General features: G+C 70.2%; 24 protein-coding genes and 1 tRNA gene. 18 read left to right on the top strand and 7 right to left on the bottom strand.

The window, feature by feature from the left end:
* Positions 1 to 163 precede the first annotated feature (163 nt).
* From ABZ444_RS39490 to ABZ444_RS39465, 6 genes are all read left to right on the top strand, one after another.
* Entirely contained in the window at positions 164 to 1585 is a 1422-nt protein-coding gene (locus ABZ444_RS39490) for a hypothetical protein (protein WP_358008719.1), read from the top strand.
* Entirely contained in the window at positions 1585 to 2364 is a 780-nt protein-coding gene (locus ABZ444_RS39485) for a class F sortase (RefSeq protein ID WP_358008717.1), read from the top strand. The genes ABZ444_RS39490 and ABZ444_RS39485 overlap by 1 nt, the downstream gene beginning before the upstream one ends.
* A gap of 133 nt (positions 2365 to 2497) precedes the next feature.
* Positions 2498 to 3817, top strand: coding sequence for a hypothetical protein (locus ABZ444_RS39480; protein WP_358008715.1), 1320 nt, complete (start codon positions 2498 to 2500; stop codon positions 3815 to 3817).
* Between the two features lie 5 nt (positions 3818 to 3822).
* The gene (locus tag ABZ444_RS39475; protein ID WP_358008713.1) at positions 3823 to 4563 is read left to right on the top strand and encodes a class F sortase; all 741 of its coding nucleotides are present in this window, start codon (positions 3823 to 3825) and stop codon (positions 4561 to 4563) included.
* 15 nt (positions 4564 to 4578) lie between these two features.
* Positions 4579 to 5238, top strand: a complete 660-nt coding sequence (locus tag ABZ444_RS39470) for a hypothetical protein (RefSeq protein WP_358008711.1) — start codon at positions 4579 to 4581, stop codon at positions 5236 to 5238.
* A gap of 72 nt (positions 5239 to 5310) precedes the next feature.
* Positions 5311 to 6456 (top strand): acetyl-CoA C-acetyltransferase, encoded by a 1146-nt coding sequence (locus ABZ444_RS39465; protein WP_358008709.1) that lies wholly within the window; start codon positions 5311 to 5313, stop codon positions 6454 to 6456.
* A 370-nt stretch (positions 6457 to 6826) separates the two neighbouring features.
* Here ABZ444_RS39465 and ABZ444_RS39460 read toward each other — a convergent pair whose 3' ends face one another.
* From ABZ444_RS39460 to ABZ444_RS39445, 4 genes are all read right to left on the bottom strand, one after another.
* Positions 6827 to 7417, bottom strand: a complete 591-nt coding sequence (locus ABZ444_RS39460; protein WP_358008707.1) for a TetR/AcrR family transcriptional regulator C-terminal domain-containing protein — start codon at positions 7415 to 7417, stop codon at positions 6827 to 6829.
* Positions 7414 to 7845: a hypothetical protein gene (locus tag ABZ444_RS39455; protein WP_358008705.1), complete on the bottom strand. Its 432-nt coding sequence runs from the start codon at positions 7843 to 7845 to the stop codon at positions 7414 to 7416. Before ABZ444_RS39455 ends, ABZ444_RS39460 begins: the two co-directional genes overlap by 4 nt.
* A 20-nt stretch (positions 7846 to 7865) precedes the next feature.
* Complete coding sequence (locus tag ABZ444_RS39450; protein ID WP_358008703.1) at positions 7866 to 9287, bottom strand: serine hydrolase domain-containing protein; 1422 nt, start codon at positions 9285 to 9287, stop codon at positions 7866 to 7868.
* Positions 9288 to 9357: 70 nt separating this feature from the next.
* Positions 9358 to 9828: an Lrp/AsnC family transcriptional regulator gene (locus tag ABZ444_RS39445; RefSeq protein WP_358008701.1), complete on the bottom strand. Its 471-nt coding sequence runs from the start codon at positions 9826 to 9828 to the stop codon at positions 9358 to 9360.
* 80 nt (positions 9829 to 9908) lie between these two features.
* Here ABZ444_RS39445 and ABZ444_RS39440 point away from each other — a divergent pair, with 80 nt between their 5' ends.
* The 5 genes from ABZ444_RS39440 to ABZ444_RS39420 all read left to right on the top strand — a co-directional run bounded on the left by ABZ444_RS39440 (position 9909) and on the right by ABZ444_RS39420 (position 16339).
* Positions 9909 to 11156 (top strand): amino acid permease, encoded by a 1248-nt coding sequence (locus tag ABZ444_RS39440; RefSeq protein WP_358008699.1) that lies wholly within the window; start codon positions 9909 to 9911, stop codon positions 11154 to 11156.
* The gene (locus ABZ444_RS39435) at positions 11149 to 13020 is read left to right on the top strand and encodes an acyl-CoA dehydrogenase family protein (protein WP_358008697.1); all 1872 of its coding nucleotides are present in this window, start codon (positions 11149 to 11151) and stop codon (positions 13018 to 13020) included. Before ABZ444_RS39440 ends, ABZ444_RS39435 begins: the two co-directional genes overlap by 8 nt.
* Before the next feature lie 208 nt (positions 13021 to 13228).
* A complete protein-coding gene (locus ABZ444_RS39430) occupies positions 13229 to 14497 on the top strand; it encodes an extracellular solute-binding protein (protein WP_357967364.1) in 1269 nt (422 codons plus the stop codon).
* A 73-nt stretch (positions 14498 to 14570) separates the two neighbouring features.
* Positions 14571 to 15455: a sugar ABC transporter permease gene (locus ABZ444_RS39425; RefSeq protein ID WP_358008695.1), complete on the top strand. Its 885-nt coding sequence runs from the start codon at positions 14571 to 14573 to the stop codon at positions 15453 to 15455.
* Positions 15455 to 16339, top strand: coding sequence for a carbohydrate ABC transporter permease (locus ABZ444_RS39420; protein ID WP_358008693.1), 885 nt, complete (start codon positions 15455 to 15457; stop codon positions 16337 to 16339). Before ABZ444_RS39425 ends, ABZ444_RS39420 begins: the two co-directional genes overlap by 1 nt.
* 56 nt (positions 16340 to 16395) lie before the next feature.
* Here ABZ444_RS39420 and ABZ444_RS39415 read toward each other — a convergent pair whose 3' ends face one another.
* Positions 16396 to 17133: a methyltransferase domain-containing protein gene (locus ABZ444_RS39415; protein ID WP_357967373.1), complete on the bottom strand. Its 738-nt coding sequence runs from the start codon at positions 17131 to 17133 to the stop codon at positions 16396 to 16398.
* Between the two features lie 116 nt (positions 17134 to 17249).
* Between ABZ444_RS39415 and ABZ444_RS39410 the strand changes: the two genes are divergently transcribed.
* On the top strand, positions 17250 to 17804 hold the full coding sequence (locus tag ABZ444_RS39410; RefSeq protein ID WP_358008691.1) for an RNA polymerase sigma factor: 555 nt from the start codon (positions 17250 to 17252) through the stop codon (positions 17802 to 17804).
* Complete coding sequence (locus ABZ444_RS39405; protein WP_358008689.1) at positions 17791 to 18525, top strand: hypothetical protein; 735 nt, start codon at positions 17791 to 17793, stop codon at positions 18523 to 18525. The genes ABZ444_RS39410 and ABZ444_RS39405 overlap by 14 nt, the downstream gene beginning before the upstream one ends.
* On the opposite strand, the gene ABZ444_RS39400 is transcribed toward ABZ444_RS39405, so the two are convergent.
* Positions 18514 to 19536, bottom strand: a complete 1023-nt coding sequence (locus tag ABZ444_RS39400) for an adenosine deaminase (RefSeq protein ID WP_358008687.1) — start codon at positions 19534 to 19536, stop codon at positions 18514 to 18516. The two genes, ABZ444_RS39405 and ABZ444_RS39400, sit on opposite strands and share 12 nt — an antisense overlap.
* 106 nt (positions 19537 to 19642) lie before the next feature.
* On the opposite strand from ABZ444_RS39400, the gene ABZ444_RS39395 reads away from it, so the two are divergent.
* Together ABZ444_RS39395 and ABZ444_RS39390 are read left to right on the top strand one after the other, a co-directional pair.
* Positions 19643 to 20227: a hypothetical protein gene (locus ABZ444_RS39395; RefSeq protein WP_358008685.1), complete on the top strand. Its 585-nt coding sequence runs from the start codon at positions 19643 to 19645 to the stop codon at positions 20225 to 20227.
* Between the two features lie 41 nt (positions 20228 to 20268).
* Positions 20269 to 20787: a hypothetical protein gene (locus tag ABZ444_RS39390; RefSeq protein WP_358008683.1), complete on the top strand. Its 519-nt coding sequence runs from the start codon at positions 20269 to 20271 to the stop codon at positions 20785 to 20787.
* A gap of 57 nt (positions 20788 to 20844) precedes the next feature.
* Here ABZ444_RS39390 and ABZ444_RS39385 read toward each other — a convergent pair whose 3' ends face one another.
* A complete protein-coding gene (locus tag ABZ444_RS39385; protein ID WP_357967389.1) occupies positions 20845 to 22053 on the bottom strand; it encodes a pyridoxal phosphate-dependent aminotransferase in 1209 nt (402 codons plus the stop codon).
* 158 nt (positions 22054 to 22211) lie between these two features.
* Here ABZ444_RS39385 and ABZ444_RS39380 point away from each other — a divergent pair.
* The 3 genes from ABZ444_RS39380 to nusG all read left to right on the top strand — a co-directional run bounded on the left by ABZ444_RS39380 (position 22212) and on the right by nusG (position 23480).
* Positions 22212 to 22284, top strand: a tRNA-Trp gene (locus ABZ444_RS39380).
* 77 nt (positions 22285 to 22361) lie between these two features.
* A complete protein-coding gene (gene secE / locus ABZ444_RS39375) occupies positions 22362 to 22607 on the top strand; it encodes a preprotein translocase subunit SecE (protein ID WP_125642950.1) in 246 nt (81 codons plus the stop codon).
* Positions 22608 to 22682: 75 nt separating this feature from the next.
* Positions 22683 to 23480: a transcription termination/antitermination protein NusG gene (gene nusG / locus ABZ444_RS39370; protein ID WP_358008681.1), complete on the top strand. Its 798-nt coding sequence runs from the start codon at positions 22683 to 22685 to the stop codon at positions 23478 to 23480.
* The last annotated feature ends 2 nt before the right edge of the window (positions 23481 to 23482 follow it).

Raw genomic sequence — 23482 nt, 5'->3', positions numbered from 1 at the left:
TACGATTCTGTTACCCGGAGGTATACCCGCTTTCACGCTGAGGGAGGCGGCGGGGGACACGGCTTCATCACAAGTGCTGGAACTTGGGGGAAACCGCCTGCGTTGCGGGTGTTTTCGACTCTAAGATCTACCCTCGGTCTATTTGTGATGATCGGAGTGTCCCGTGAGTCGGTGGCGCAAGTCGTTGCTCGCCGCGTCGATCGCATCGGTGGCGGCCGTCGGGGTCGTCGCGTTGCCCGGCGTCCCGGCCTCGGCCGCACCGGCCGACCTGGACGTGCAGTACGAATGCGTTCCCTCCGGGGCCGACAGCATCGTGCGGCACGGGCCGGTACGCCTGAACACCCATCTCACCTTCGCCACCGACCTGGTGGTCGGCGACCCGCTCAACTTCACCTGGAAGCTCGACTACGCCGACCACGGACGGCTCCAGTCGCCCGGCTACTTCGCTCCGGGTGCCAATGTGCACGCCACCGGCAACGTCGAGTTGACCAGCAGCTGGCAGGGCATCCTGCAGCCGAAGGGCTCGGTCGAGCAGAAGGGCAAGCTGCGCCCCGACGGCGAACTGTCGCTGCCCGAGTCCCTGAACGACCCCGGCCTGATCGACAAGGTCGGAACCATCAAGGTCACGCCGAAGGACATCGAGCTCGACTTCACCCCGCCGGACGGCACGGTCGTCGCCAACGACGGCAACGAGACCGACAACCCGACCGACATGAAGATCAACTACGGCCCCGGCTGGAGCTCGATCGACGACCGTCCGGGCTCCGAGAACCACGTGCACAACGACCTGCACGAGACCAACGACCTCGGCGCATGGGCCGAGCTGAGCTTCACCGGCACCGGCGTGGAGTACATCGGGCCGCACGACAAGGACGCCGGCCCGGTGGACATCTACATCGACGGCGGCAAGGTGGCCACGGAGGACCCCTCGCGCTCCGACGACGACCTGCCCGTCAACGACGACCTCGACGGCGGCTTCACGATCTGGAAGTCGCCGGAGCTGAAGTACGGCAAGCACACCATCAGGATCGTGAACGCCTCCAGCAAGCCTGCCTGGCTCGACGCGTTCAAGGTGTCCACCAACACCGCCAAGATCCCGACGGGTTACCACGGCGCGAAGTGCAAGCTCGTCGGCGGGCCGGTCTCGGTGACGGTGACCGTACGGGACAAGTCGGGACCGACGATCACGCACACCCCCACCAACACGCCGACGAACACCCCTACCAACACGCCGACGAACACTCCCACCAACACGGGCACGTCCACGGCGACCAGCACCCCCACGCGGCACCACTCCCAGCCCACCCCGACCAACGGGCTCGGGCACGTGGTCGTGGTGCCGGCGGTCACGGGGACGAGCACGAGCACGGCCACGCCCACCGCGACCGGCCCGACGGCGACCACGTACGTCAGGGCGCAGGTGGCCAAGGTCCCCAAGGGCGGGGTGGACACCGGTGAGGCGCCCGACGAGCCGGACCGGCCGTACGGGCTGATGGCCAGTGGGGCGATGTTGCTCATGGGCAGCGCGGGCGGCGGGCTCGCCCTGCGTCGCCGCAGGGCTGCGCACGCGGGAGGAACGAAGTGATGGCCGAGCAGAAGACTCCGATGCAGCGGGCGATGCCCGGGTTGCTGATCGCCGGTTCGCTGGCCGGCGTCGGTGCGATCATGGTGGGCCTGCTCTCCGTGGCGCCCAAGGTGGACGACGGCTCCGGCACGCTGGCCGCCGCCGACCGGCCGACCGCCGTGCAGATCGAGAACGCGGGCGCGTTCGTGCTGCCCGCGACCGTGGGACCGGGCGGCAAGGGCGCGACGCTGACCCCGGCCCGGCCGGACGCGCCGCCGCCGCTGGCCGCGGCCCCGACCGTGCCGCCGATCCCCAAGGCCAGGACGAAGGCCGCCAAGGCCAAGGCGAAGCCCAGCCGGATCAAGATCCCCAAGATCAAGGTGAACGCCCCCATCGGCGGCGTCACCGTGGACATCAAGGGCAACCTGGGCACGCCTCCGCTGACCAGGCCGAACCAGACCGGCTGGTACCGCTTCTCGCCGGTGCCGGGCGAGCTCGGGCCCGCGATCATCAACGGCCACGTCAGCACCCGCAAGGGCCCCGCCGTCTTCGACCGCCTGCGCGAGCTGGCCAAGGGCGACCCGATCTACGTGTACCGGTCGGACGGGAAGGTCACCCGGTTCACCGTGAGCGGGATCGAGCAGGTCAGCAAGTCGGCGTTCCCGACGTCCCGGGTGTACGGGAACACCAAGGACTCGCAGCTCCGGCTGATCACGTGTGGCGGCGTCTTCAACAAGGAGGCGCACAGCTACACGGACAACATCGTGGTGTACGCGACGTTGTCGAAGAAGAAGGGCTGATGGGGTTTTTGGGGCGAATTTTGGGTTTTACGGGAAGTTGACAGGGACAGTTCGTAGGATCTCAACCGAACCGTGACCATCGGCTGGAATTCTGGCACGACTGTTGACACTGCGCTGAAACGGAGATGGACCCGTGCTTACGTCCCAGGCGTGGCGCCGCCTCGCCCACAAGACCTCCGCCTTGGGATTGATGGGCACGCTCGCCGCCTTCTCCGGCTCGGTCTTCGCCGTGTCGACCGCGACCGCGGCTTCGGCGACGGTCTCGGCGGCCGTGCCCAAGCAGTTCGCCTACACGTGCGCCGCTGGTGGCCCGTTCAGCAACACGTCGATCAGCATCGGGCTGAGCGGTCCCGACTCGGTGACCGCAGGCGGCACCTTCGACCTGTCGGTGAGCATCCCCGCGCTGACCCTCACGACCGCACCCACACAGGCGACGACCGTGCAGGTGACCGCCACGCTGACGCCGACGGGCGGCACGGTCAGCGACCCCGGTGCGAAGCCCGGAGCCGCAGTGTCCGCCACCTCCACCGCCGTGCCGGCAGGCGAGGTGAAGTACAAGGTGTCGGTGCCCACCACCACGACGAGCAAGGTGAGCATCAAGCCCGGCGAGGTGAAGCTCGCTCTGACCAGCGGGTCCACCAGCGCGACGACCTGCACGACCGTCTCCACCGAGGTCCTCGACATCCCCATCGGGACCGGCGGTGGCACCGGGACTGAGGTGGTCGCGTACAAGTGTGATCTGGTGGACACGACGATCAACGACCCGGCCTACCCGGCCGACGTGGACATCAAGCTCACCCCCACCCTGCCCACCAACGCCAAGGCGAACGAGGAAGCCAGCATCTCGTGGACCAGCACCGTCGAGAGCAGCAGCCTCGACAAGCTGAAGGCCCCCACCGGCTTCCCCGCGACCGGCGCCAAGTACTTCCTCAACGTGAAGGCGACCGGCGCGGGCGTCACCCAGCCCGCGGCGGCCGAGGGCACGCTGACCAGCGTCGTCGTCGGGCAGGACATCACGCTGCCCAGCGTCACCGTCAAGGTCAAGCCCACCACGACCGGCACGGTGACGCTCGTCCCCGGCGACCTGGTCCTCGGCACCTCGGCCACGGCGACCACCGGCAGCACGATCAAGTGCACGGCCCCCACGACCGGCCTCAAGAACTTCACCTTCCAAGTGGCGGCAGGCACGGGGACGAGCCCGTCGCCCAGCCCCAGCCCCAGTCCCAGCCCCACCCCCACGACGACCACCCCCAAGCCGACCAAGACCAGCACCGCGACCGTGACCGTCACCCCGCCCAACAAGTCCAAGACGCCCAAGGCGGGGGCCGACACGGGAGCCGGTGGTGAGGCTGGGCCCGACGGGCGGCTGTTCGTCCTCACCGGCACCGTCCTGATCGCGGCCGCGGCGGCCGGTGGGCTGGTGCTGCGCCGGCGTACCGCCGGCAGGGGCTGAGCGGCGTGGCCGGGCAGTATCCGTACGGCGGCCCGCCGCCGCGGGACCGGGGGAGCACCGCGCTCAGGACCGTGCTGATCGGCGCGGCCATCGCCGGGGTCGTCACGGTCGTGGCGGGCATGCTGATCGTGCTGCAGTCGCCCGAGGAGTACGGCATGGACAGGGACGCCCTGCCCGTGGCCGTGCAGACGCAGGCGTCGGGGCAGCCGCAGCAGGCGTTGTTCCAGGCGCCGCCCGACCAGCCGCCGCCGCTGCCGGAGATCACGCCGGCGCCGCCGATGCTGCCCTCGACGCCGATCCGGATCGTGATCAAGCGGCTCGGCATCAACGCGCCGATCAAGTCCGTGGGGCTGGCCAAGGACGGGACGATCGAGGTGCCGCCGTCCGACGATCCCAACCTGGTCGGGTGGTACCGGAACATGTCCACGCCGGGCCAGGAGGGCCCGGCGGTGCTGCTCGGACACAAGGACACCCGGACGCGCAGCGCCGTGTTCAGCCGCCTCGGCGAGCTCAAGCACGGCGACACCATCGAGGTCAAGCGCCAGGACAAGACGACCGCCGTGTTCACGGTCGGCGGCGTGGAGCAGGCGAGCAAGAAGACGTTCCCGACCGAGCGCGTCTACGGGAGCCGGGAGAACGCCCAGCTCCACCTCATCACCTGCGGTGGTGCCTACGATCGCACCATCGGCCACTACAACGACAACATCATCGTCTACGCGACGATGACGAGCTCCTATCGAAGCTGATTCGCGGAGGCGGGCATGGGCTGGTTGGCGAAGCGGAAACTGCGTACTGGCCCGACGGCGGCCCTGCCCGCCAGACCGGACCCCGCCGAATTGTTGCGGATCGTCCAGCTGGCCGATCCCGACGCGCGGCGCGAGGGCGACGACATCGTGGCGGCGGACGTCCGGGTGTGCGCGCCGGTCGAGGCCGACGCCGAGCTGACCGGCGGGGTGCTGGAGAAGGCGTGGGCCTGCCGGGTCACCGCGGAGGGGCCGCTGCCGTTCGACTTCTTCGACCGCTACCTGGCCGAGGGGCTGGCCTTCCGGCTCAAGGGGCTCGCGGTGTGCCGGGGCGAGGTGAGCGATCCGGCCGACGGCGAGGAGGGCGGTCCCGCCGTCATCCTGCCGGTACGCCCGTCCGCCGACGACCTGGCGCCCCTGCTGGAGCAGGGGGAGGACGAGTTCACCTACACGTCGGGCGACATCCGGGCCGCGCTGGTACCGCAGAAGGGGCAGCCGCCGGCGGTGCGGGAGCTGCTGCCGTTCGCCACCGAGCTGACCGCGATCGAGCTGCGCGGGGAGGAGCCCGTCAAGCTCGGAAGCCTGGCGCTGGAGCTGGCAGAATCGCTGAACGGCCTGGTCGTGGACCGGTGGCGGTTCCGGGTCGACGCCGCGGAGGAGCTTCTGCCTCCGGAGTGACGAGCCACAGAACGACGTTCTGTTGTAGTCTCTCCCTAATAACCGAATAATGCTCGGTTTCCAGGAGGCACTGTGGCAGAGGCGTACATCGTCGGAGCGGTCCGTACCCCGGTCGGCAAGAAGAAGGGCGGTCTTTCCACCGTCCATCCCACCGACCTCGCCGCCCACACGCTGAAGGCGCTCATCGACCGCACCGGCGTCGACCCGGCGGCGGTCGAGGACGTCATCATGGGGTGCGTCATGCAGTTCGGCCCCCAGAGCATGGACATCGCGCGCAACGCCTGGTTGTCGGCGGGGCTGCCCGAGACGACGGCCGGCGTCACGATCGACCGGCAGTGCGGGTCGTCCCAGCAGTCGATCCACTTCGCCGCCCAGGGCGTCCTGTCGGGCACCCAGGACCTGGTGGTGGCCGCGGGCGTGGAGTCGATGAGCATCGTGCCGATGGGGGCGTCGATCACCGCCGCGCTGGAGAAGGGCATGCCGTTCCCGTTCGGCGACAAGTGGGTCGAGCGCTACGGCAAGCAGGAGATCTCGCAGTTCCGCGGCGCCGAGCTGATGTGCGAGAAGTGGGGCCTCCAGCGTGACGTGCTGGAGCAGTTCGCCTACGAGTCCCACCAGCGTGCCGCCAAGGCCGTCGCGAACGGCTACTTCAAGGACCAGATTGCCCCGATCAACGGAGTCGAGGACGACGAGGGCCCGCGTCCCGACACGACGCTGGAGAAGATGGCCGGGCTCAAGACCCTGAAGGAGGGCGGCCAGATCACCGCGGCCACCTCCTCGCAGATCTCCGACGGCTCCGGGGCCGTGCTGATCGCCTCCGAGCAGGCCGTGCGCGAGCACAACCTGACCCCGCGGGCCCGCATCCACCAGCTCGCGCTCATGGGCGACGACCCGGTCTACATGCTGACCGCGCCGATCCCGGCCACGCAGCGGGCGCTGCGGAAGGCGGGCATGTCGATCGACGAGATCGACGTCGTGGAGATCAACGAGGCGTTCGCCCCGGTGCCGCTGGCCTGGATCAAGGAGCTGGACGCCGACCCCGCGAAGGTCAACCCCAACGGCGGCGCCATCGCGCTCGGCCACCCGCTGGGCGGCACGGGAGCGATCCTGATGACCAAGCTGCTGCACGAGCTGGAGCGCACGGGCGGCCGCTACGGCCTGCAGACGATGTGCGAGGGCGGCGGCCAGGCCAACGTCACCATCATCGAGCGGCTCTAGGAGAAACCGGTCCTGGAAAGGGTGAGCGCCGCCTCCCGGGCGTACGAGGGGAGGCGGCGCTCGCTAACTACCATCCCGGTAGTTGTCTAGCGGCCCTTGGGCGGGATGATCCGCCGGGGCGGCACGACCGGGCGCTGCGGCATCTTGGGCAGTTGCCGGGGCGGCACGGGCGTGGCGGTCTTCTTCTTGGCTGAGCGAACTCGCATGCGAAGCTCCTTTACGCGAACTCAGGACGCGGCTCGGTGAGGGCCGGGCGTCGACGAGCACAGCGTGGCCGCGTCTGTCGGACGATGGACTGAGGTGGCTGCTGTCACAGGTAAAGGCGCATGACCGACAAGCTACGGCGGGTCCGTAACGCCGGGCAACTGAATTAATCCGTGGCCGCGAGCTGCTGCTCGAAGCCCGACACCATGGCCCGCAGGCCCGCGTCGAACCACTGGTCGTAGAAGCGCAGGGCGTCGATGTCGTGGGTCTCGGCCGTCGAGCCGACCTGGGCCAGGGCGTGGCCGAGCACGTAGACGGCCACCGACTGCACCGCGTTGACGGTGTCGCCGGAGGGCACCCCCGCCGCCTCGAAGCGGGCCAGCAGGCCGGAGATCAGCTCGGTGCCGAGCCGTACGTCCACCGGGTGGGTGGCCAGCAGCGGGACGGCGCGGGGGTGGGCGAGCAGGAAGCGACGGTAGGCCACGGCGAACCCGGTCAGCGCCCGCGGCCAGTCGGGGACCGGCGTGTAACCGGCCATGGCCTCGGTGAACAGCCGGTCGACGACCAGGGACACGAGCGCGTCCCGGTTGGGTACGTGGCGGTAGAGCGACATGGCGGCCACTCCGAGGTCGGCACCCAGGCGGCGCATGGTCAGCGCGTCGGGGCCCTCGGCGTCGAGGATGCCGACGGCCGCGGCCACGATGCGCTCGACGGTGAGCACGGCCGGTCGCCCCGGCCGCCTGGGTGCCTGAGTCATGCGGTCAGCGTAACGACGATCGTGGTCGCCAGCATGAGCAGGGACAGCACGCCCACCACCATGTGCTGGACGTCGATGACCACGGCGTGGCCCGCGGTCGGCAGGATCTTGCAGGTGCGGCTGTACTCGCGCTGGTAGAGCTCACGCTGCTCGGCCGTGGCCGTCCCGAAGTAGGGCAGCCACCAGCTCCGTACGTGCCCGGCCATGACCAGGACGCACAGGACGGTCGCGGCGATGAGCGACCACGTGCGGTGCAGCCCGATGCCGGCCGCGATGAGCAGCGGGAACGGGTAGTTGATCGCGGCGGCCAGGGCCCGCCCTCTGACGTTCGCGCCGCTGAGGTCGTTGAGCGGGAACATGGGCACCCAGTCGGTGACGACGAGCCAGGCGAGCCACACGAGCGGGACGGTGACGGCGACCGCGATCATCGGGTTCTCCTCGAATTTGCTTACTTGGTAAGCTTACATAGTACACAAATTCGGACGGCGGCGGTCAAGAGCCCGGCGAGAGCCGCGGCGAGCAGGGTGATCGACAACGACGCCGGGAAGTAGGTGAGCTGCTCCCAGGTCACGTACCGGCCGTTGAGCAGCACGGAGACCCAATTCGGGTAGAACGCGAACAGCAGGACCGGCAGCAGCACCGGCACCAGCCGAAGGGCGATCCGCCACCACGGCTTCCCCGACCGCCGGGTCGCCCACCGCCGCGCCCGCAGCACGCCCATGACCCCGAGGCCGGCCGCCACGACGGCGAGCAGGCCCAGCACCAGGTCGTAGAGCTGCCGGTCGCCGCCCAGGGCCGCCGGTGCGCGGCCCTCGCTCATCGCGGCCAGGCCCCGCATGATGTCGTAGGTGGGGTCGTAGAGCGAGGCGCCGTTGGTCATGACGGCGAAGCCGTAGCCGGTCTTCGGCGAGACGGCCTCGACGGCGTTGTAGGTGAACAGGTTGCCGGAGTGCACGAGCAGGCCGGACTCCTCCTCCAGGCTCCAGCCCATGCCGTAGCCGTGCGGGCCGGGCTTGTGCATGGTCTCCAGGCTCTGCTTCTTGACCAGCGGGCGGCCGGCGCCGTTCTGGGCGATCAGCCACTTGCCCATGTCCGCGGCGGTCGTGATGACCGCGCCCGAGCCGCTGCCGTCGAGGAACCCCGACGCCTCCGGCCGGGGCAGCCACATGCCGTAGACCGAGACGAATCCGTCCGCCGGCCGGAGGGCCTGGGCGCTCACGGCGCTGCCGGTCATGCCGAGCGGGCCGAAGACGCGCTCCTTCATGTAGGCGTCGAAGGGGCGGCCGCTCGCGGTCTCGACCAGGCGGGCGGCCAGGTCGTAGTTGACGTTGCAGTAGGCGTACCGGCTGCCCGGGTCGGCGGCCAGGCGGCCCTTGGCCAGGCGGGCGGTGTAGTCGGCCAGCGAGCTCGCGGACTCCAGGTCGCCGATGTCCAGCGAGCTGTCGGACAGCCCGGAGGTCTGGTTCAGCAACTGGCGCACGGTGATCCTGGCGTGGCGTGGGTCCGCCATCCGGAAACCGGGAAGCTGCCCGGCCACCGGCTCGTCCAGCGCGATCTTCCCCTGCTCCACCAGGGTCATCACGGCCAGCGCGGTGAACGACTTGCTCACCGAGGCCACCCGCATCGGCGTGGCCGCGGTGATCGCACGCCCTTCGGAGTCCTTGCCGTACCCGGCGGCGTGCACGACCTTGTCGCCGCGGGTCACCACGACGGACAGACCGGGCACGCCGGTGGCCTCCAGCGCCTCGCGCAGGTAGGAGTCCACGGCGGCGGGGGTCGGCTCGACGGGGGCCGAGGCAAGGGCCGGGGCGGAAGCGGGGGTGAGGGTCAGGGCCGCGGCCAGCCCGGCGAGGGCGATCTTCAAGCTCATGCCGGCAAACGTACGGAGAACGCCCCCACCGCCGAATCTGCCGACGGTCTAGTGGCACCCCCGACGAAAGTCAGGTCTGCGTGGAGGACGGCAGCCGCTCCGGCACCGTCTCGTGCACCTGCTGGAAGATCACCGAGGTGCGGAAGCCGACGATCTCCTTGCGCTTGCTGAGCCGGTCGAGCAGGAAGGAGTGGAGGTGGTCGAGGTCCTGGACCGCGACGTGCAGCAGGAAGTCGTCGCCGCCGGCCAGCACGAACACGCTCAGCACCTCGGGCAGCTCGGCGGCCGACTGCTTGAACGCGTTGATCACGGCCCGGCTCAGCGGGCGGACCTGGACCGAGACCATCGCCTGCGTGCTCCGGTTGAGCGCGGCGGGGTCGATGTCGGCGTGGTAGCCGCGGATCACGCCGCGCCGGGTGAGCGCCCTGACCCGTTCCAGGCAGGTCGAGGGGGCGATGCCGAGCCGGCGGGCCAGCTCCCGGTTGGACTGCCGCGCATCCGTTTGGAGCAGGCGGATGATCGCCGAATCAAGTTCGTCCATGACGCGATTCTGCACCTTTCTCCGATCGAACGTTCGGTGGAGCCGGGGTGGGGCCGAACGATCGGGCTACTTTCGCGTGCATGACTGAACAGGGCCGGATGGGTGCGGGGCAGGGCGCGGCGTTGCTGGTGGGCGCGGTGCTGGGGCCGGGGATGCTGGTGCTGCCGCAGCTCGCCGCCGCGGCGGCGGGGCCGGCCTCCGTGCTGGCCTGGGCGGGGCTGATCGCGCTGAGCGTGCCGGTGGCGCTGACGTTCGCGGCGCTCGGCGTCCGGCATCCCGACGGGGGCGGGGTGGCGAGCTTCGCGGGGCTGGCCTTCGGGCCGCGGGCCGCCGCCGTGGTCGGCTGGTGGTTCTACGGGGCCGTGCCGGTCGGGACCGTGGCGGGCGCGCTCGTGGGCGGCCGGTACGTCGAGGCGTGCCTGGGCATCGACGGCACCCTGGCCGGCGTGCTGATCCTGGCCGCGGCGTTCGCCGCCAACGCCGCCGGGCTGCGTACCTCCGGGCGGTTGCAGCTCGCCTCCGTCGCGCTGCTCGTCGCCCTGCTGGCGCTGGCCGTGGTCACCGCCGCCCCGCGGGCCGACCTCGACCGATTCACCCCCTTCGCCCCGTACGGGCCGGCCGGGGTGGCCGGCGCGGCCGGGGTGCTCATGTTCGCCTTCGTGGGCTGGGAGGCGGCCAGCCACCTGTCGGCCGAGTTCGCCGCCGGGAGGCGCGGGCTGACCAGGGCCACCATGGTCACCCTCGTCGTGGTCGGCGTGTTGTACCTGGGCGTCAGCATCACCTCGATCGGCGTGCTCGGCGCGGACATGCCGGGCGTGCCGCTGAGCGCGCTGCTGGAGACCGGCCTCGGGGGAGTGGCCCGGCCGGTGACCGGGGTACTGGCGGTGCTGCTGACGTTCGGGGCGGTCAACACCTACCTGGCGGGGGCGGCGCGGCTGGGGGTGGCGCTGGCCAGGGACGGGGCCATGCCCGCCTGGCTCGCCGGGGGACGCGGGCCGTACCGGAGCCTCGGGGCGCTGGCCGTGCTGACGGTGCCGGTCGTGGTGTGGGCGGTGGACCTGGACCTGCTGATGCGGGCCACCTCGGCGTGCCTGGCGGCCGTCACGGCGGCGGGCGTGGCGGCGGCGGTGCGGGTGCTGCCCGCCGGGCGGCTGCGGGTCACCGCCGTCGTGGCGACCGGGATGTCGGCGGTCGCGCTGGCCTGCTGCGGGGCCTTCCTGGCGGTGCCGGCCGTGCTGGCCGTCGTCGCGCTGGGCGTGCTTAAAGCCGTCAGGCGGGCAGTACTCCCAGCACATGACGGCGCACCGTCGGGAGGGTGCCATGAGTGAGCAGACCACGTACGCGGAGAGCAGGCAGGTCGGCGAGCAGGCCAGGGAGCGCGAATGGACGCGGCCCAGCTTCGCCAAGCAGCTGTTCCTCGGCGATCTCCGGCTGGACCTGGTGCATCCGGCGCCCAGGCCGCCGGCCGAGGCCGCCGAGCGGGGCGAGGAGTTCGTCCGGGCGGTACGGCGCTACCTGGAGACCCACGTCGACCCGGCCCTGATCGAGCGCACCGCGCAGGTGCCCGACGAGGTGGTCAAGGGCCTGGCCGACCTCGGGGCGTTCGGCATCACGATCGGCACCGAGTACGGCGGCCTCGGCCTGCCCTACCTGTACTACTGCCGCGCCCTCACGCTGGTCGGCTCCTACTGCCCCGCCCTGGCCACGCTGCTGTCGGCGCACCAGTCGATCGGCGTGCCGCAGCCGCTCAAGCAGTTCGGCACCGAGGAGCAGAAGCGGGAGTTCCTGCCCCGCTGCGCGGCCGGCGAGATCTCGGCCTTCCTGCTCACCGAGCCGGACGTGGGCTCCGACCCCGCCCGGCTGTCCACGACCGCCGTGCGCGACGGCGACGACTACGTGCTGGACGGCGTCAAGCTCTGGACGACGAACGGCGTCGTCGCCGACCTGCTCGTGGTCATGGCCAGGACCGGCGAGAAGATCAGCGCGTTCGTGGTCGAGGGGAACAGCCCGGGCATCACGGTCAGGCGCCGCAACAGCTTCATGGGCCTGCGTGGCATCGAGAACGGCGTCACCGAGTTCTCCCAGGTCCGGGTGCCCGCCAAGAACCTGATCGGTAAGGAGGGCCAAGGGCTGCGGATCGCGCTCACCACCCTCAACACCGGCCGCCTGTCCCTCCCGGCGACCTGCGCGGGCAGCGTCAAGTGGGCCGTGAAGATCGCCCGTGAGTGGGGCAACGCCCGCGAGCAGTGGGGTCGCAAGGTGGGCCGGCACGAGGCCGTGGCGACCAAGATCGCCTTCATCGCGGCCACCGCGTACGCGCTGGAGGCCGTCAGCGAGCTCACCGCCCGCCTGGCCGACGACCGGCGCAACGACATCAGGATCGAGGCCGCCCTCGCCAAGCTGTACGCCACCGAGCTGTCGTACCGGGCGCTGGACGAACTGGTCCAGATCAGGGGCGGCCGCGGTTACGAGACCGCCGAGTCGCTGGCCGCCCGCGGCGAGCGTGGCGTGCCCGCCGAGCAGATGCTGCGCGACGCCCGCATCAACCGCATCTTCGAGGGCTCCTCCGAGATCATGCACCTGATGATCACCCGCGAGGCCGTGGACGCGCACCTGACCGCGGCCGGCGAGCTGATCAACCCCGAGGCGTCCCCCCAGGAACGCGCCCGCGCGCTCGGCCGGGCGAGCCGCTTCTACGCCGGATGGCTGCCGACCCTGGTGGCCGGCTCGGGCAACCTGCCCACGGGCTACACCGCCTTCGGCCCGCTGGCCCAGCACCTGCGTTTCGTGGAGCGGACCAGTAGGAAGCTGGCCCGGTCCACCTTCTACGGCATGTCCCGGTGGCAGGGGAGGCTGGAGCACAAGCAGTCCTTCCTCGGGCGGATCGTCGACATCGGGGCCGAGCTGTTCGCCATGACGGCCGTCTGCCTGAAGGCCGAGGAGGACGCCGACGACCTCGGGCGCCGGCCGTACGAGCTGGCCGACACCTTCTGCCACCAGGCCCGGCGCCGTGTCCGCACGCTGTTCGACGAGCTCTGGGACAACAGCGACGAGCAGGACGTGCGCCTGGCCCGGTACGTGCTCGACGGCCGTTACGAGTTCCTGGAGGAGGGCATCCTCGACCCGTCCATCGAGGGGCCGTGGATCGGGACGCCGGACGGCGGCGAGAACGTGCGGAGAAAGATCCTGTGACGCCCGGTCTAGACCGGTTGTGAGCTTTTTCTGCCCTTAGTGTTTTCAAACCGATACCAGCCGGTATAGACCGGCTGCTGAACACGGGCTTACTCTGGCGCAAACGCGTTGAGCTGTGGCTCTCGCACCCCTCATCCCCTTGGACGGGGTCAGGTGGCTGGTACGGACCAGCGGCCCGTCCGACGAGAAGGCGGTATCACCAGTGAACATGAAGCTTGTGGGCGGCGCCGCTCTCGGCCTTGCCACGATGCTGGTCCTGTCCAGCTGCGGCTCCGACGGCGGTTCGGGTGGCGACGGGAACAACACCCAGGCCTCGGGCGGCGGCCAGGTCACCCTCAAGATGGTCGCCGCCGACTACGGCGACGGCCCCGGCAAGCCGAACTCGGGCGAGACGTTCTGGAAGGGCGTCGTGGACGAGTTCCAGGCCGCCAACCCCAACATCAAGGTCGACGTCCAGGTCATCAACTGGAACGACATCGACAAGCAGGTCGCCACCATGGTCCAGAACGGCCAGGTGCCCGACATCCTGCAGACCGGCGACTACTCCGGCTTCGTCAAGGACGGCCTGCTCTACAAGGTCGACGAGGTCCTGTCCCCGAACGTCTCCGGCGACATGCTGCAGAAGTTCGCCGACTTCGGCAAGGTGGACGGCACCGGCTACGGCATCCCGTTCGTCTCCTCCGCCCGCGCGCTGTTCTACAACAAGGACCTGTTCACCAAGGCCGGCATCGCCGAGCCGCCCAAGACCTGGGACGAGCTCAAGGCCGCCGCCGAGAAGCTGAAGAAGGCCGGCGTGAGCCAGCCGTTCGGCCTCCCGCTGGGCCAGGAGGAGGCCCAGGGCGAGTCGTTCCTGTGGATGCTGGGCAACGGCGGCGGCTACAAGGACGCCTCCGGCAAGTGGGCCATCAACTCCCCGCAGAACGTCGAGACCTTCACCTACATGAAGGGCCTGGTCGACGCCGGCCTCACCAGCCCGAACCCGGGCACCAAGGACCGCAAGACGGTCTGGGAGGACTTCGGCGCGGGCAAGGTCGGCATGGTCAACGGCGGACCCATGTCCATCCCGATCTTCGACGCGGCCGGCCTGAAGAACTACGGCGTCGCGGCGATCCCCGGCAAGTCCGGCCCGCTCGACACCACCCTCGGCGTCATGGACTGGATCATGGCGTTCAACAAGAACGGCCACGCCGCCGAGATCAAGAAGTTCTTCGACTTCTTCTACACCGGCAACGCGGCGCAGAAGATCTCCGACACCTACAAGCTGCTGCCCGTCACCAACGGCGGCATCCAGAAGCTGTCGGGTGACGAGAAGCTCAAGCCGTTCCTCGACGCGCTGCCCAACGCCAGCTTCTACCCGTTCCAGGACCCGAAGTGGGCCGAGGTGAACCCGGCGATCAAGCAGACCATCGGCGGTGCCGTCAAGGACGACCCGGCCAAGGTCCTCGGCGAGCTGCAGAAGACCGCCGAAGCCAGCTGATCCAGCGGGGGTCTGTGAAGCCGGCGCGCGGGTCGCGTCCCCGCGCCGGCTTCACCGTCATGGAAGGTTCCTCATGAGAAGGTTGCGCGCCCTCGAACCCCTGGCCTGGATCGGGCCGGCCGTGGTGCTGATCGCGCTGGTCGTGCTCTGGCCCGTGATCGAGATGATCCGGTCGTCGTTCCTCAAGATCAGCCGGTTCGGAGTGGTCCAGGGAAACAACTTCCCGGCCAACTACACGAAGCTGTTCGGCGAGAAGGACTTCGGCGACATCATGATCCGCAGCGTGATCTGGGTGGTCGCGGTCGTCGCGCTCACCGTGCTGATCTCGCTCGCCCTCGCCCAGCTGTTCAACCAGCGCTTCCCCGGCCGCAAGATCGCCCGCTGGGCGCTCATCGCGCCCTGGGCGGCCTCGGTGCTGATGACGGCGATCATCTTCAAGTGGATGCTCGACCCCGAGGTCGGCGTGATCAACCAGATCAGGGTGAAGCTGGGGCTCATCGACGCGATGGGCGGCGCCTCCGCCGACCAGCTCGGTGACGCCTCCAGCGCGATGCCGTGGCTGGTGTTCGTGGCGGTCTTCGTCTCGGTGCCGTTCACGACGTACGCGTTGCTGGCCGGGCTCGCGACCATCCCCGCCGACGTCTACGAGGCGGCCAAGATGGACGGCGCCACCAAGTTCCGGACGTACTGGTCGATCACGCTGCCGCTGCTGCGCCCCGCGCTCACCGTCGCCGCGCTGATCAACGTCATGAACGTCTTCAACAGCTTCCCGATCATCTGGGCGATGACCCACGGCCAGCCGGGCTACTCGACGGCCACCTCGACCATCCTCATGTTCATCCTCAAGAACTCGAACATCGGTGAGTCGGCCGCGATGTCCGTCGTGAACTTCGGCATGGTCATCGTGCTGACCGCGCTCTTCCTGAAGGTGTCGCGCTGGAACAAGGAGGTGGCGTGATGGCCGTGCAGACCATGTCCAAGGCCGGTACGCGCCACCAGCCCGGCCACCGCGGGCGGGCGCAGCGCCGCATGCCCCGGCTCAAGACCGTGATCGTGGCGGCCGCGGCCTACATCGTCGCGTTCGTCTTCCTGTTCCCGTACCTCGTCATGCTGCTGACCTCGTTGCGGTCGCAGGACTCGCTGCGCGAGGTGACGTTCTGGCCCGACGAGTGGGTGTGGTCGAACCTCGCCAACTTCTGGACCAGCGGCCTGGCCGGCAACCTGTGGGTGACGCTCAAGGTCGCCGGCGGCTCGACGATCCTGGTGCTGCTCGTGGCGCTGCCGGCCGCGTACTACTCGGCCCGGCACAAGTTCCGGGGGCGCACGGCGTTCCTGATCCTGGTGCTGATCACCCAGATGTTCCAGCCCACGGCCATGCTCGTCGGCATCTACCGCGAGTTCTACCAGTTCGGCCTGGTGGACTCGATCTGGTCGCTGATCCTGGTCAACGGCGGGTTCAACCTGGCGTTCGCGGTGTGGATCCTGAACGCCTACTTCGCCTCGATCCCGCGTGAGCTGGAGGAGGCCGCCTTCATCGACGGCAACGGCCGCTTCGGCGCGCTGTTCCGGATCACGCTGCCGCTGGCCATGCCGGGCGTGATCACCGCGCTGATCTTCACGTTCATCGCGGCGTGGAACGAGTTCGTGGTCGCCCTGACCCTGACCACGACCCCGGCCAACCAGCCGCTCACGGTCGCGCTCAACTCGTTCATCGGCCAGTACCAGGTGGACTGGCAGAACCTCTTCGCGGGCTCGGTGATCGCCACCATCCCGGTGATCATCCTGTTCGCGCTGATCGAGCGGAAGGTCGTCGGCGGACTGACCGCCGGCTCGATCAAGTAGAAAACGTCCGGCCGCCACCAACCCACCGGGTGGCGGCCGGGCTCACTTCTGAGGGCTCACTTCTGCGGGACGCGGGCCACGCAGAACACCGTCTGGCCGAACGGCGGGGTGATGAACCGCTCGATCAGCCGCGTGGCCGGGACCACCGTGCGGTCGTAGATCTTGACCAGGCGCGGGTCGGGGTAGCCCACGCCGCCCCGCCGGACCGCCGCCCACCAGGCGATGCCGCCCAGGAAGTTGATCGGCTTGAGCACGTCGACGTCGAGCCCCGCCTTGGCCACCGTGGCGCGCAGGGTCTTGGGCGTGTAGCGCTGGACGTGGCCGACCTTGCGGTCGAAGTCTCCGTAAAGCTGCATGTAGCCGGGCACCCAGATGATGATCCGGCCACCGGGCAGCGTGACGCGGGCCAGCGAACGCAGCGCCTCGGCGTCGTCCTCGATGTGCTCCAGCACGTTCATCATGACGACGGTGTCGACCTTGTCCTTCAGCGGGATCTCGGTCGGCAGGCCGAACTGCAGGACGTCGATGTCGTCGCGGCCCTCGAAGCGCTTCTCCAGCTGCTCGACGCAGTAGGGGTCGAAGTCGCTGACGACCAGGCGGTCGAGCCGCGGCAGGAACTGCTCGGCGAAGTGGCCCAGCCCGGAGCCGATCTCCAGCATCGAACGGCCGACGTGCGGGGCGACCATGTCGAACTCGTACTGCCGATAGTTCTTGGCCTCGTCCCCACCCAGGTGGTTCTCCAGGGCCTCGTCACCGGCCGCCGGTTGCACTACACGGTCATACCCAGAAGACATAGTCCCGTTCCTTTGAGGGGCAGACGGATTGCACGAGTCTAATGCCCCTGAGGATGACCTGATGCGTGAAACACCCTTCCCCCGGCGCGGGCGGATGCGATGGAATCTGACACGCCATGGACGACGACGAGGCGATCGCCCGCTCGCTCGACGGTGACCTGGGGGCCTACGAGGTCCTGGTCGCCAGGTACAGCGCGCTCGCCCATCGCACCGCCGCCCTGCTCGGCGCGGGCGACGAGGCCGAGGACGTCGTGCAGGAGGCGTTCGTCAAAGCTTTCCGGCATCTGTCCGGGTTCCGGCGGGACGCGCCCTTCCGTCCCTGGTTGTTGCGGATCGTGGCCAACGAGACGCACAACCTGACCCGGGCCCGCGGGCGCCGCTCCGACCTCGCCGTACGGCTCACCGCCGCCGATCCCGCCGGACCCGGCGGCCCCGTCGCCCCCGACGACCCGGCGGGCGCGGCCGTCGCCACCGACCGGCGGGCCCGGTTGGTGGCGGCCGTACGCGGGCTGCCCGAGCGGGAACGCCAGGCGGTGGTCTGCCGGTACTTCCTGCAACTGTCGGAGGCGGAGACGGCCCAGGTGCTCGGCTGGCCGGTCGGTACCGTCAAGTCCAGCACCCATCGGGGGCTGGCCCGGCTGAGGGAGGAGGTGGGCGGTGAACTCGCATGACCCCTTCGACGACCTGGAAGCCGAGCTGACCGCCCTCGGCCCCCTCCTCGACACCCCGTCCCCGCCGCCGGACGACGTCGCCGCCGCCGTGCGCGCCCGCCTGGAGCCCCAGCCTCAGAAGCATGGGCGGCGGCCGGCGCGGCGGGCGCGGTGGCGGATCGTGGCGGCCGTCGTGCTGGCCGTCGTCGCCGTCACGGCCGCCACGCCCCAGGGCCGCGCCGCCGTGGCCCGGATCCTCCGCCTCGCGGGCGTCGAACTGCAGCTCGGCGACACACCACCCACCCCGGTACGGACCACCGCGAACCTCCCCGGCGAACACCCAGCGGACCCGGACGACCTGCCCGGCCTAGTGAGGTTCCGGGTCAGAACCCCGTCCGAGCTCGGCCCCCCTGACCGCGCCACCGTCGCCGACCAGGGCCGGCTCGTGTCGATGTTCTGGCCGGACGGCGTCCGGCTCGACCAGTTCCAGGGTGGCGTGGACCCGTTCTTCTTCAAGAAGCTCGGCCCGCCCTGGCCGGACTACGTGGAGATGGCCGGGACCACGGCCTGGTGGATCCCCGGCGAGCACCCGCTCGGCTACATCCGCCGCCAGGACGGCACCGAGATCCCCCTGCGCCAGGCCGCCCCCACCCTCGTCTGGCAGCGGGACGCGCTCACCTACCGCCTGGAGGGCGCCGGCGCCAAGGAACGGGCGGTGCGGATCGCCGAGTCACTCCGGTGAGCCGGTCAGCCAGTCGTCCACGCCCTTGAGCAGCTCCTTGCGCACCGGCTCCGGCGCCGTCGAGGACCGGATCGACTGCCGGGCCAGCTCGGCGATCTCGGCGTCGGAGAACTCGTAGACCTCCCTGGCCAGCTCGTACTGGCGCAGCAGCCGGGTGCCGAACAGCAACGGGTCGTCGGCGCCCAGCGCGATCGGCACCCCGGCGTCGAACAGCCGCCGCAGCGGCACGTCCGCCGCCCGCTCGGCCACGCCCAGCCCCACGTTGGACGTCGGGCACACCTCGCAGCAGATCTGCCGGTCGGCCAGCCGCTGCATCAGCCACGGGTCCTCGGCCGCCCGCACGCCGTGCCCGACCCGGTCGGCGCCCAGGTCGTCGATGCACTGGCTCACGCTGCGCGGCCCGAGCAGCTCGCCGCCGTGCGGCACGGCCAGCAGGCCGCCGCGCTTGGCGATGCGGAAGGCCCGCTCGAAGTCGCGCGCCGCGCCGCGCCGCTCGTCGTTGGACAGGCCGAAACCCACCACGCCCCGGTCGGCGTACTGGGTGGCGAGCCTGGCCAGGGTGTTCGCGTCGAGCGGATGCCTGGTCCTGTTGGCCGCCACGATCACCGGCATGTGCACCCCGGCGTGCTCGGCGGCCTGCCGCGCCGCGTCGAGCATCAGCTCCAGCGTGGCCGTGAGCCCGCCGAACCGCGCGGCGAACCCGGACGGGTCCACCTGGATCTCCAGCCACCGGGAACCGGCCGCCGCCTCGTCCTCGGCCGTCTCGCGCAGCAGCCGGTAGACGTGCTCGGGGCGGCTCAGCACGGACCTGGCGATGTCGTACAGCCGCTGGAACCTGAACCAGCCGCGCTCGTCGGTGGCCCGCAGCCGCGGCGGCCAGTCCTGCTCCAGCGCGTCGGGCAGGTGCAGCCCCTGCTCCCTGGCCAGCTCGATCAGCGTCGAGTGCCGCATGGAGCCGGTGAAGTGCAGGTGGAGATGGGCTTTGGGCAGCGTGTGCAGGGGCCGGTGCATTTCCATATTTTGCCACTGGCCCCAGGTGCGGATTCGCATGTCGCCGAAGGCTGCGGGACCGGCATCGGCACGGTAGAGATCGCCCGGATCGGGGGATCAACCGTCCATGATCCCTGAGGGTGCGGGCGTCGCGGGGCAGGGCCGGCGCGCGCTGCTCGCCGGCCTGGCGTTCGCGATGACCGCTCTCGCCATCTACGCCCTGTTCCACTCGGGTTTCGGCCGTCCGCACCCGCCTTCGGCGGGCTCGTCGTACGTGCCCGCGCCGCCCCTGAAGGTGCCGCCCCGCCCCGGCGCGGCGGCGGCGCGGCCCGAGTCCCCGCTCGCGGTCGTCTCCGACGACCTCTGGCTCACCTACCTGCCACGCGGCCTGCGCCGCAGCGGCGGCGGCCCGGTCGCCCCCGACGGCGCCCGGGCCAGGTACGGCACCGCGAAGCGCTACGTGGAGGCCCAGGTCGAGCACGGCACGGTGGCCGCCGACTGGGACACCTACCGTGCGCACGCCGGCGTGCTGGACCCCCGCGAGACCACGATCCGGGGCCGGCCCGCGGTCGTCGGCGCGCATCCGCGCGGCGGCAGGGTGATCGCCTGGCTGGAACGCCCCGGCACGGGCGCCTGGATCCGGGTCAGCGACTCCCTCGGCGGCGAACTGCTGCCTATTGCCGCCTCGGCCCGTGCTCCTGTAGGAGACTAGGAGCCTTTTCCCTGGTTGATCCCACGAGTCATGGGGGGACGATGCGGCGCCCGGCAGCGGTGTTCATCACGTTCGCGCTGGCCGCGGGCACGGGCGGGTGCGGCGGCGACACGCCGCGACCGCCCAGCACCACCCCGCCGCCGCCGTCGGCGAGCGAGCCGGCGACCGCGGAACCCGTCACGCTGGCCTGCGGATCGACCAGGCTGGAGATCCCCGGCGCGCCCCCGCCCATGGCCCGCGCCGGCACCTTCGGCCGCCTGGCCGCGCTCGCCAGGCGGCTCACGGTCAGGGGCGTGATGTGGCGCGACGACGAGGACGAGCAACTGCGGGTGGGCGTGGTGTGCGGCGTGCGGACGGCCGAGCAGTTCGCCACGCTGGTGGCCCGGTCGACCCTGACCGCCTACCGCGGCAAACCCGCGCTGCGCTGGACGAGCCGCGACGGCCTGCGCAACTTCATGTGGCTGGAGAGCCCGGGCACGGCCGTCTACCTCGCCGCCACGCCCGGCATGACCGCCCAGCTACGCCAGACCGCCGCCGCCGTCAGGCACGCCGCCTCCTGAACCGAGGAAAGCGCCCCGCCGGGCCCCGGAAGGTCGGCAGGGCGCCCCGTAGGCCGCTCAGTGGGCCTCGGACAGCAGCTTGGCCATCCGGCTGACGCCCTCGACCAGATCGTCGTCACCGAGGGCGTAGGACAGCCGGAAGTAGCCGGGGGTGCCGAACGCCTCGCCCGGCACGACCGCCACCTCGGCCTCCTCCAGGATCAGCTCGGCCAGCTCCGCCGAGGACCCGGGCCGACGGCCGCGCAGCTCCTTGCCCAGCAGCTCCTTGACCGACGGGTACGCGTAGAACGCCCCCTTCGGTTCCGGGCAGAACACGCCCGGGATCTCGTTGAGCATCCGCACCATGGTCTGGCGCCGCCGGTCGAAGGCCGACCGCATCTCGGCCACGGCCGACAGGTCGCCGGAGACCGCGGCCAGCGCGGCCCTCTGGGACACGTTGGCCACGTTGGAGGTGGCGTGCGACTGCAGGTTGGAGGCGGCCTTGACCACGTCGGACGGGCCGATCAGCCAGCCCACCCGCCAGCCGGTCATCGCGTACGTCTTGGCCACGCCGTTGAGGATCACGACCCGGTCGCCCAGCTCGGGCACGGCCGTGGCGATGCTGGTGAACTCGGCGCCGCCGTAGACCAGGTGCTCGTAGATCTCGTCGGTGACCACCCACAGCCCGTGCTCGGCCGCCCACCGGCCGATCGCCACGGTCTCCTCGCGCGAGTAGACCGCGCCCGTCGGGTTGGACGGCGAGACGAACAGCAGCACCTTCGTGCGCTCGGTACGGGCCGCCTCGAGCTGCTCGACGCTCGCCAGGTAGCCCGTGGACTCGTCGGTCACCACGTCGACCTGCACGCCCCCGGCCAGCTTGATCGCCTCGGGGTAGGTCGTCCAGTAGGGGGCGACGACGACCACCTCGTCGCCCGGGTCGAGCAGCGTGGCGAACGCCTCGTAGACGGCCTGCTTGCCGCCGTTGGTGACGAGCACCTGGGACGGCTCCACGGAGTAGCCGGAGTCGCGCCGCGTCTTGTCGGCGATGGCCTGCTTCAGCTCGGGAAGACCGCCCGCCGGCGTGTACTTGTGGTTGCGCGGGTCGCGGGCCGCCTCGACCGCCGCCTCGACGATGTAGCCGGGCGTCGGGAAGTCGGGCTCGCCGGCGCCGAAGCCGATGACCGGGCGGCCGGCCGCCTTCATCGCCTTCGCCTTGGCGTCCACCGCGAGCGTGGCGGACTCGGAAATCGCGGAGATTCTTGCGGAGATACGGGGTCGCGTGGACATGCCTCCCATGCTCCCACGCGGGCGTGACCTGGGCGATCAGGTTTGGGTTCGACGTACCGGGCAATCCCCCGTATGCTTTCGCCTGGTCCTTCCGCCGCATGTCGGCGAGCGGTTCGGTCCAGGCAGTGAGTCAATCAGGGTAGTGTGGTTGACGACATAGGGCACTGGCGCAATTGGTAGCGCACCGGTCTCCAAAACCGGCGGTTGGGGGTTCGAGTCCCTCGTGCCCTGCGAGTGCGGTCCGCGCAATAATGGCGTGTAAGCGCGCCGCAAAACTGCGTTGGATACGACAGATTCAGGTGAGGACTGTGGCGATCGACACGCGCGGCGAGACCGCAGGCAAGCCCAGTGGCGAAAAGAAGACACGCACTTCACCTGCCCTTTTCTACCGGCAGGTCGTCAACGAGCTCCGCAAGGTCATCTGGCCGACACGCAAGGATCTCATCACCTACACCACGGTCGTTCTGGTATTCGTTCTGATCATGGTGGCGATCGTTTATGGGCTCGACGCCGCTCTGGGCTGGGCCGTCCTCCGCGTCTTCGGCGGGGAGTGATCCCGCCTAGCTCGACACCGTGTGGTGTCGACTGACGGCGACACCATTCGATTCGAGGAAATGAGGAAAGGTCACGTGTCCGAGTCTTCTGTTCCGGCCGAGGAACCCCGCGACGAGCGGGGCGACGACGAGCTGGGAGAGGCCACCGACGAATGGGGCGACGAGCTGGGTGAGGCTCGCGACGAAGGCGTCGAGGCGGCTCTCCAGGAGGCCGACGAGACCGACGAGGTCGAAGAGTCGGAGGAGGCCCCCGTCGACGCGGAGGCCGAGATCCTGCCCGACGTCGACCCGGTCGAGGAGTTCAAGAGCTCCCTGCGCGGGCTCCCCGGCGAGTGGTACGTGATCCACTCCTACGCCGGCTACGAGAACCGCGTGAAGTCCAACATCGAGAGCCGCAACGTGTCGCTCAACATGGAGGACTACATCTACCAGGTCGAGGTGCCCACGCACACCGTCCAGGAGTTCAAGAGCGGCAAGAAGGTCCCGGTCAAGGAGCGCGTGCTGCCCGGCTACGTCCTGGTGCGCATGGAGCTGACCGACGAGTCCTGGGCCGCCGTGCGCAACACGCCCGGCGTGACCGGTTTCGTCGGCCTGTCCAACAAGCCGTCCCCGCTCAGCCTCGACGAGGTCGCCAAGCTGCTGGCGCCCGAGCCGACCGAGGAGAGCAAGAAGGCCACCACCAAGGCGGCCAGCGGCCCCACGGTCGAGTTCGAGATCGGCGAGTCCGTCACGGTCATGGACGGTCCCTTCGCCACCCTGCCCGCCTCGGTCAGCGAGATCAGCCCCGAGTCGCAGAAGCTCAAGGTGCTCGTCTCGATCTTCGGTCGTGAGACCCCGGTCGAGCTCTCGTTCAACCAGGTCTCGAAGATCTAAGA

Source organism: Nonomuraea sp. NPDC005730 (genome assembly GCF_040630865.1).
GTDB lineage: Bacteria > Actinomycetota > Actinomycetes > Streptosporangiales > Streptosporangiaceae > Nonomuraea.
This window is presented reverse-complemented; position numbering and strand designations above follow the sequence as displayed.

Bases quoted from the DNA above. Each gene is read 5' to 3' on its own strand.
- ABZ444_RS39395 (WP_358008685.1), top strand. From the start codon at position 19,643: ATGATCCCTGAGGGTGCGGGCGTCGCGGGGCAGGGCCGGCGCGCGCTG.
- ABZ444_RS39430 (WP_357967364.1), top strand. From the start codon at position 13,229: ATGAAGCTTGTGGGCGGCGCCGCTCTCGGCCTTGCCACGATGCTGGTC.
- ABZ444_RS39410 (WP_358008691.1), top strand. From the start codon at position 17,250: ATGGACGACGACGAGGCGATCGCCCGCTCGCTCGACGGTGACCTGGGG.
- ABZ444_RS39415 (WP_357967373.1), bottom strand. From the start codon at position 17,133: ATGTCTTCTGGGTATGACCGTGTAGTGCAACCGGCGGCCGGTGACGAG.
- ABZ444_RS39460 (WP_358008707.1), bottom strand. From the start codon at position 7,417: ATGACTCAGGCACCCAGGCGGCCGGGGCGACCGGCCGTGCTCACCGTC.
- ABZ444_RS39425 (WP_358008695.1), top strand. From the start codon at position 14,571: ATGAGAAGGTTGCGCGCCCTCGAACCCCTGGCCTGGATCGGGCCGGCC.
- ABZ444_RS39450 (WP_358008703.1), bottom strand. From the start codon at position 9,287: ATGAGCTTGAAGATCGCCCTCGCCGGGCTGGCCGCGGCCCTGACCCTC.
- ABZ444_RS39485 (WP_358008717.1), top strand. From the start codon at position 1,585: ATGGCCGAGCAGAAGACTCCGATGCAGCGGGCGATGCCCGGGTTGCTG.
- ABZ444_RS39445 (WP_358008701.1), bottom strand. From the start codon at position 9,828: ATGGACGAACTTGATTCGGCGATCATCCGCCTGCTCCAAACGGATGCG.
- ABZ444_RS39400 (WP_358008687.1), bottom strand. From the start codon at position 19,536: ATGCACCGGCCCCTGCACACGCTGCCCAAAGCCCATCTCCACCTGCAC.
- ABZ444_RS39385 (WP_357967389.1), bottom strand. From the start codon at position 22,053: ATGTCCACGCGACCCCGTATCTCCGCAAGAATCTCCGCGATTTCCGAG.
- ABZ444_RS39440 (WP_358008699.1), top strand. From the start codon at position 9,909: ATGACTGAACAGGGCCGGATGGGTGCGGGGCAGGGCGCGGCGTTGCTG.
- ABZ444_RS39455 (WP_358008705.1), bottom strand. From the start codon at position 7,845: ATGATCGCGGTCGCCGTCACCGTCCCGCTCGTGTGGCTCGCCTGGCTC.
- ABZ444_RS39390 (WP_358008683.1), top strand. From the start codon at position 20,269: ATGCGGCGCCCGGCAGCGGTGTTCATCACGTTCGCGCTGGCCGCGGGC.
- ABZ444_RS39420 (WP_358008693.1), top strand. From the start codon at position 15,455: ATGGCCGTGCAGACCATGTCCAAGGCCGGTACGCGCCACCAGCCCGGC.
- ABZ444_RS39435 (WP_358008697.1), top strand. From the start codon at position 11,149: ATGAGTGAGCAGACCACGTACGCGGAGAGCAGGCAGGTCGGCGAGCAG.
- ABZ444_RS39470 (WP_358008711.1), top strand. From the start codon at position 4,579: ATGGGCTGGTTGGCGAAGCGGAAACTGCGTACTGGCCCGACGGCGGCC.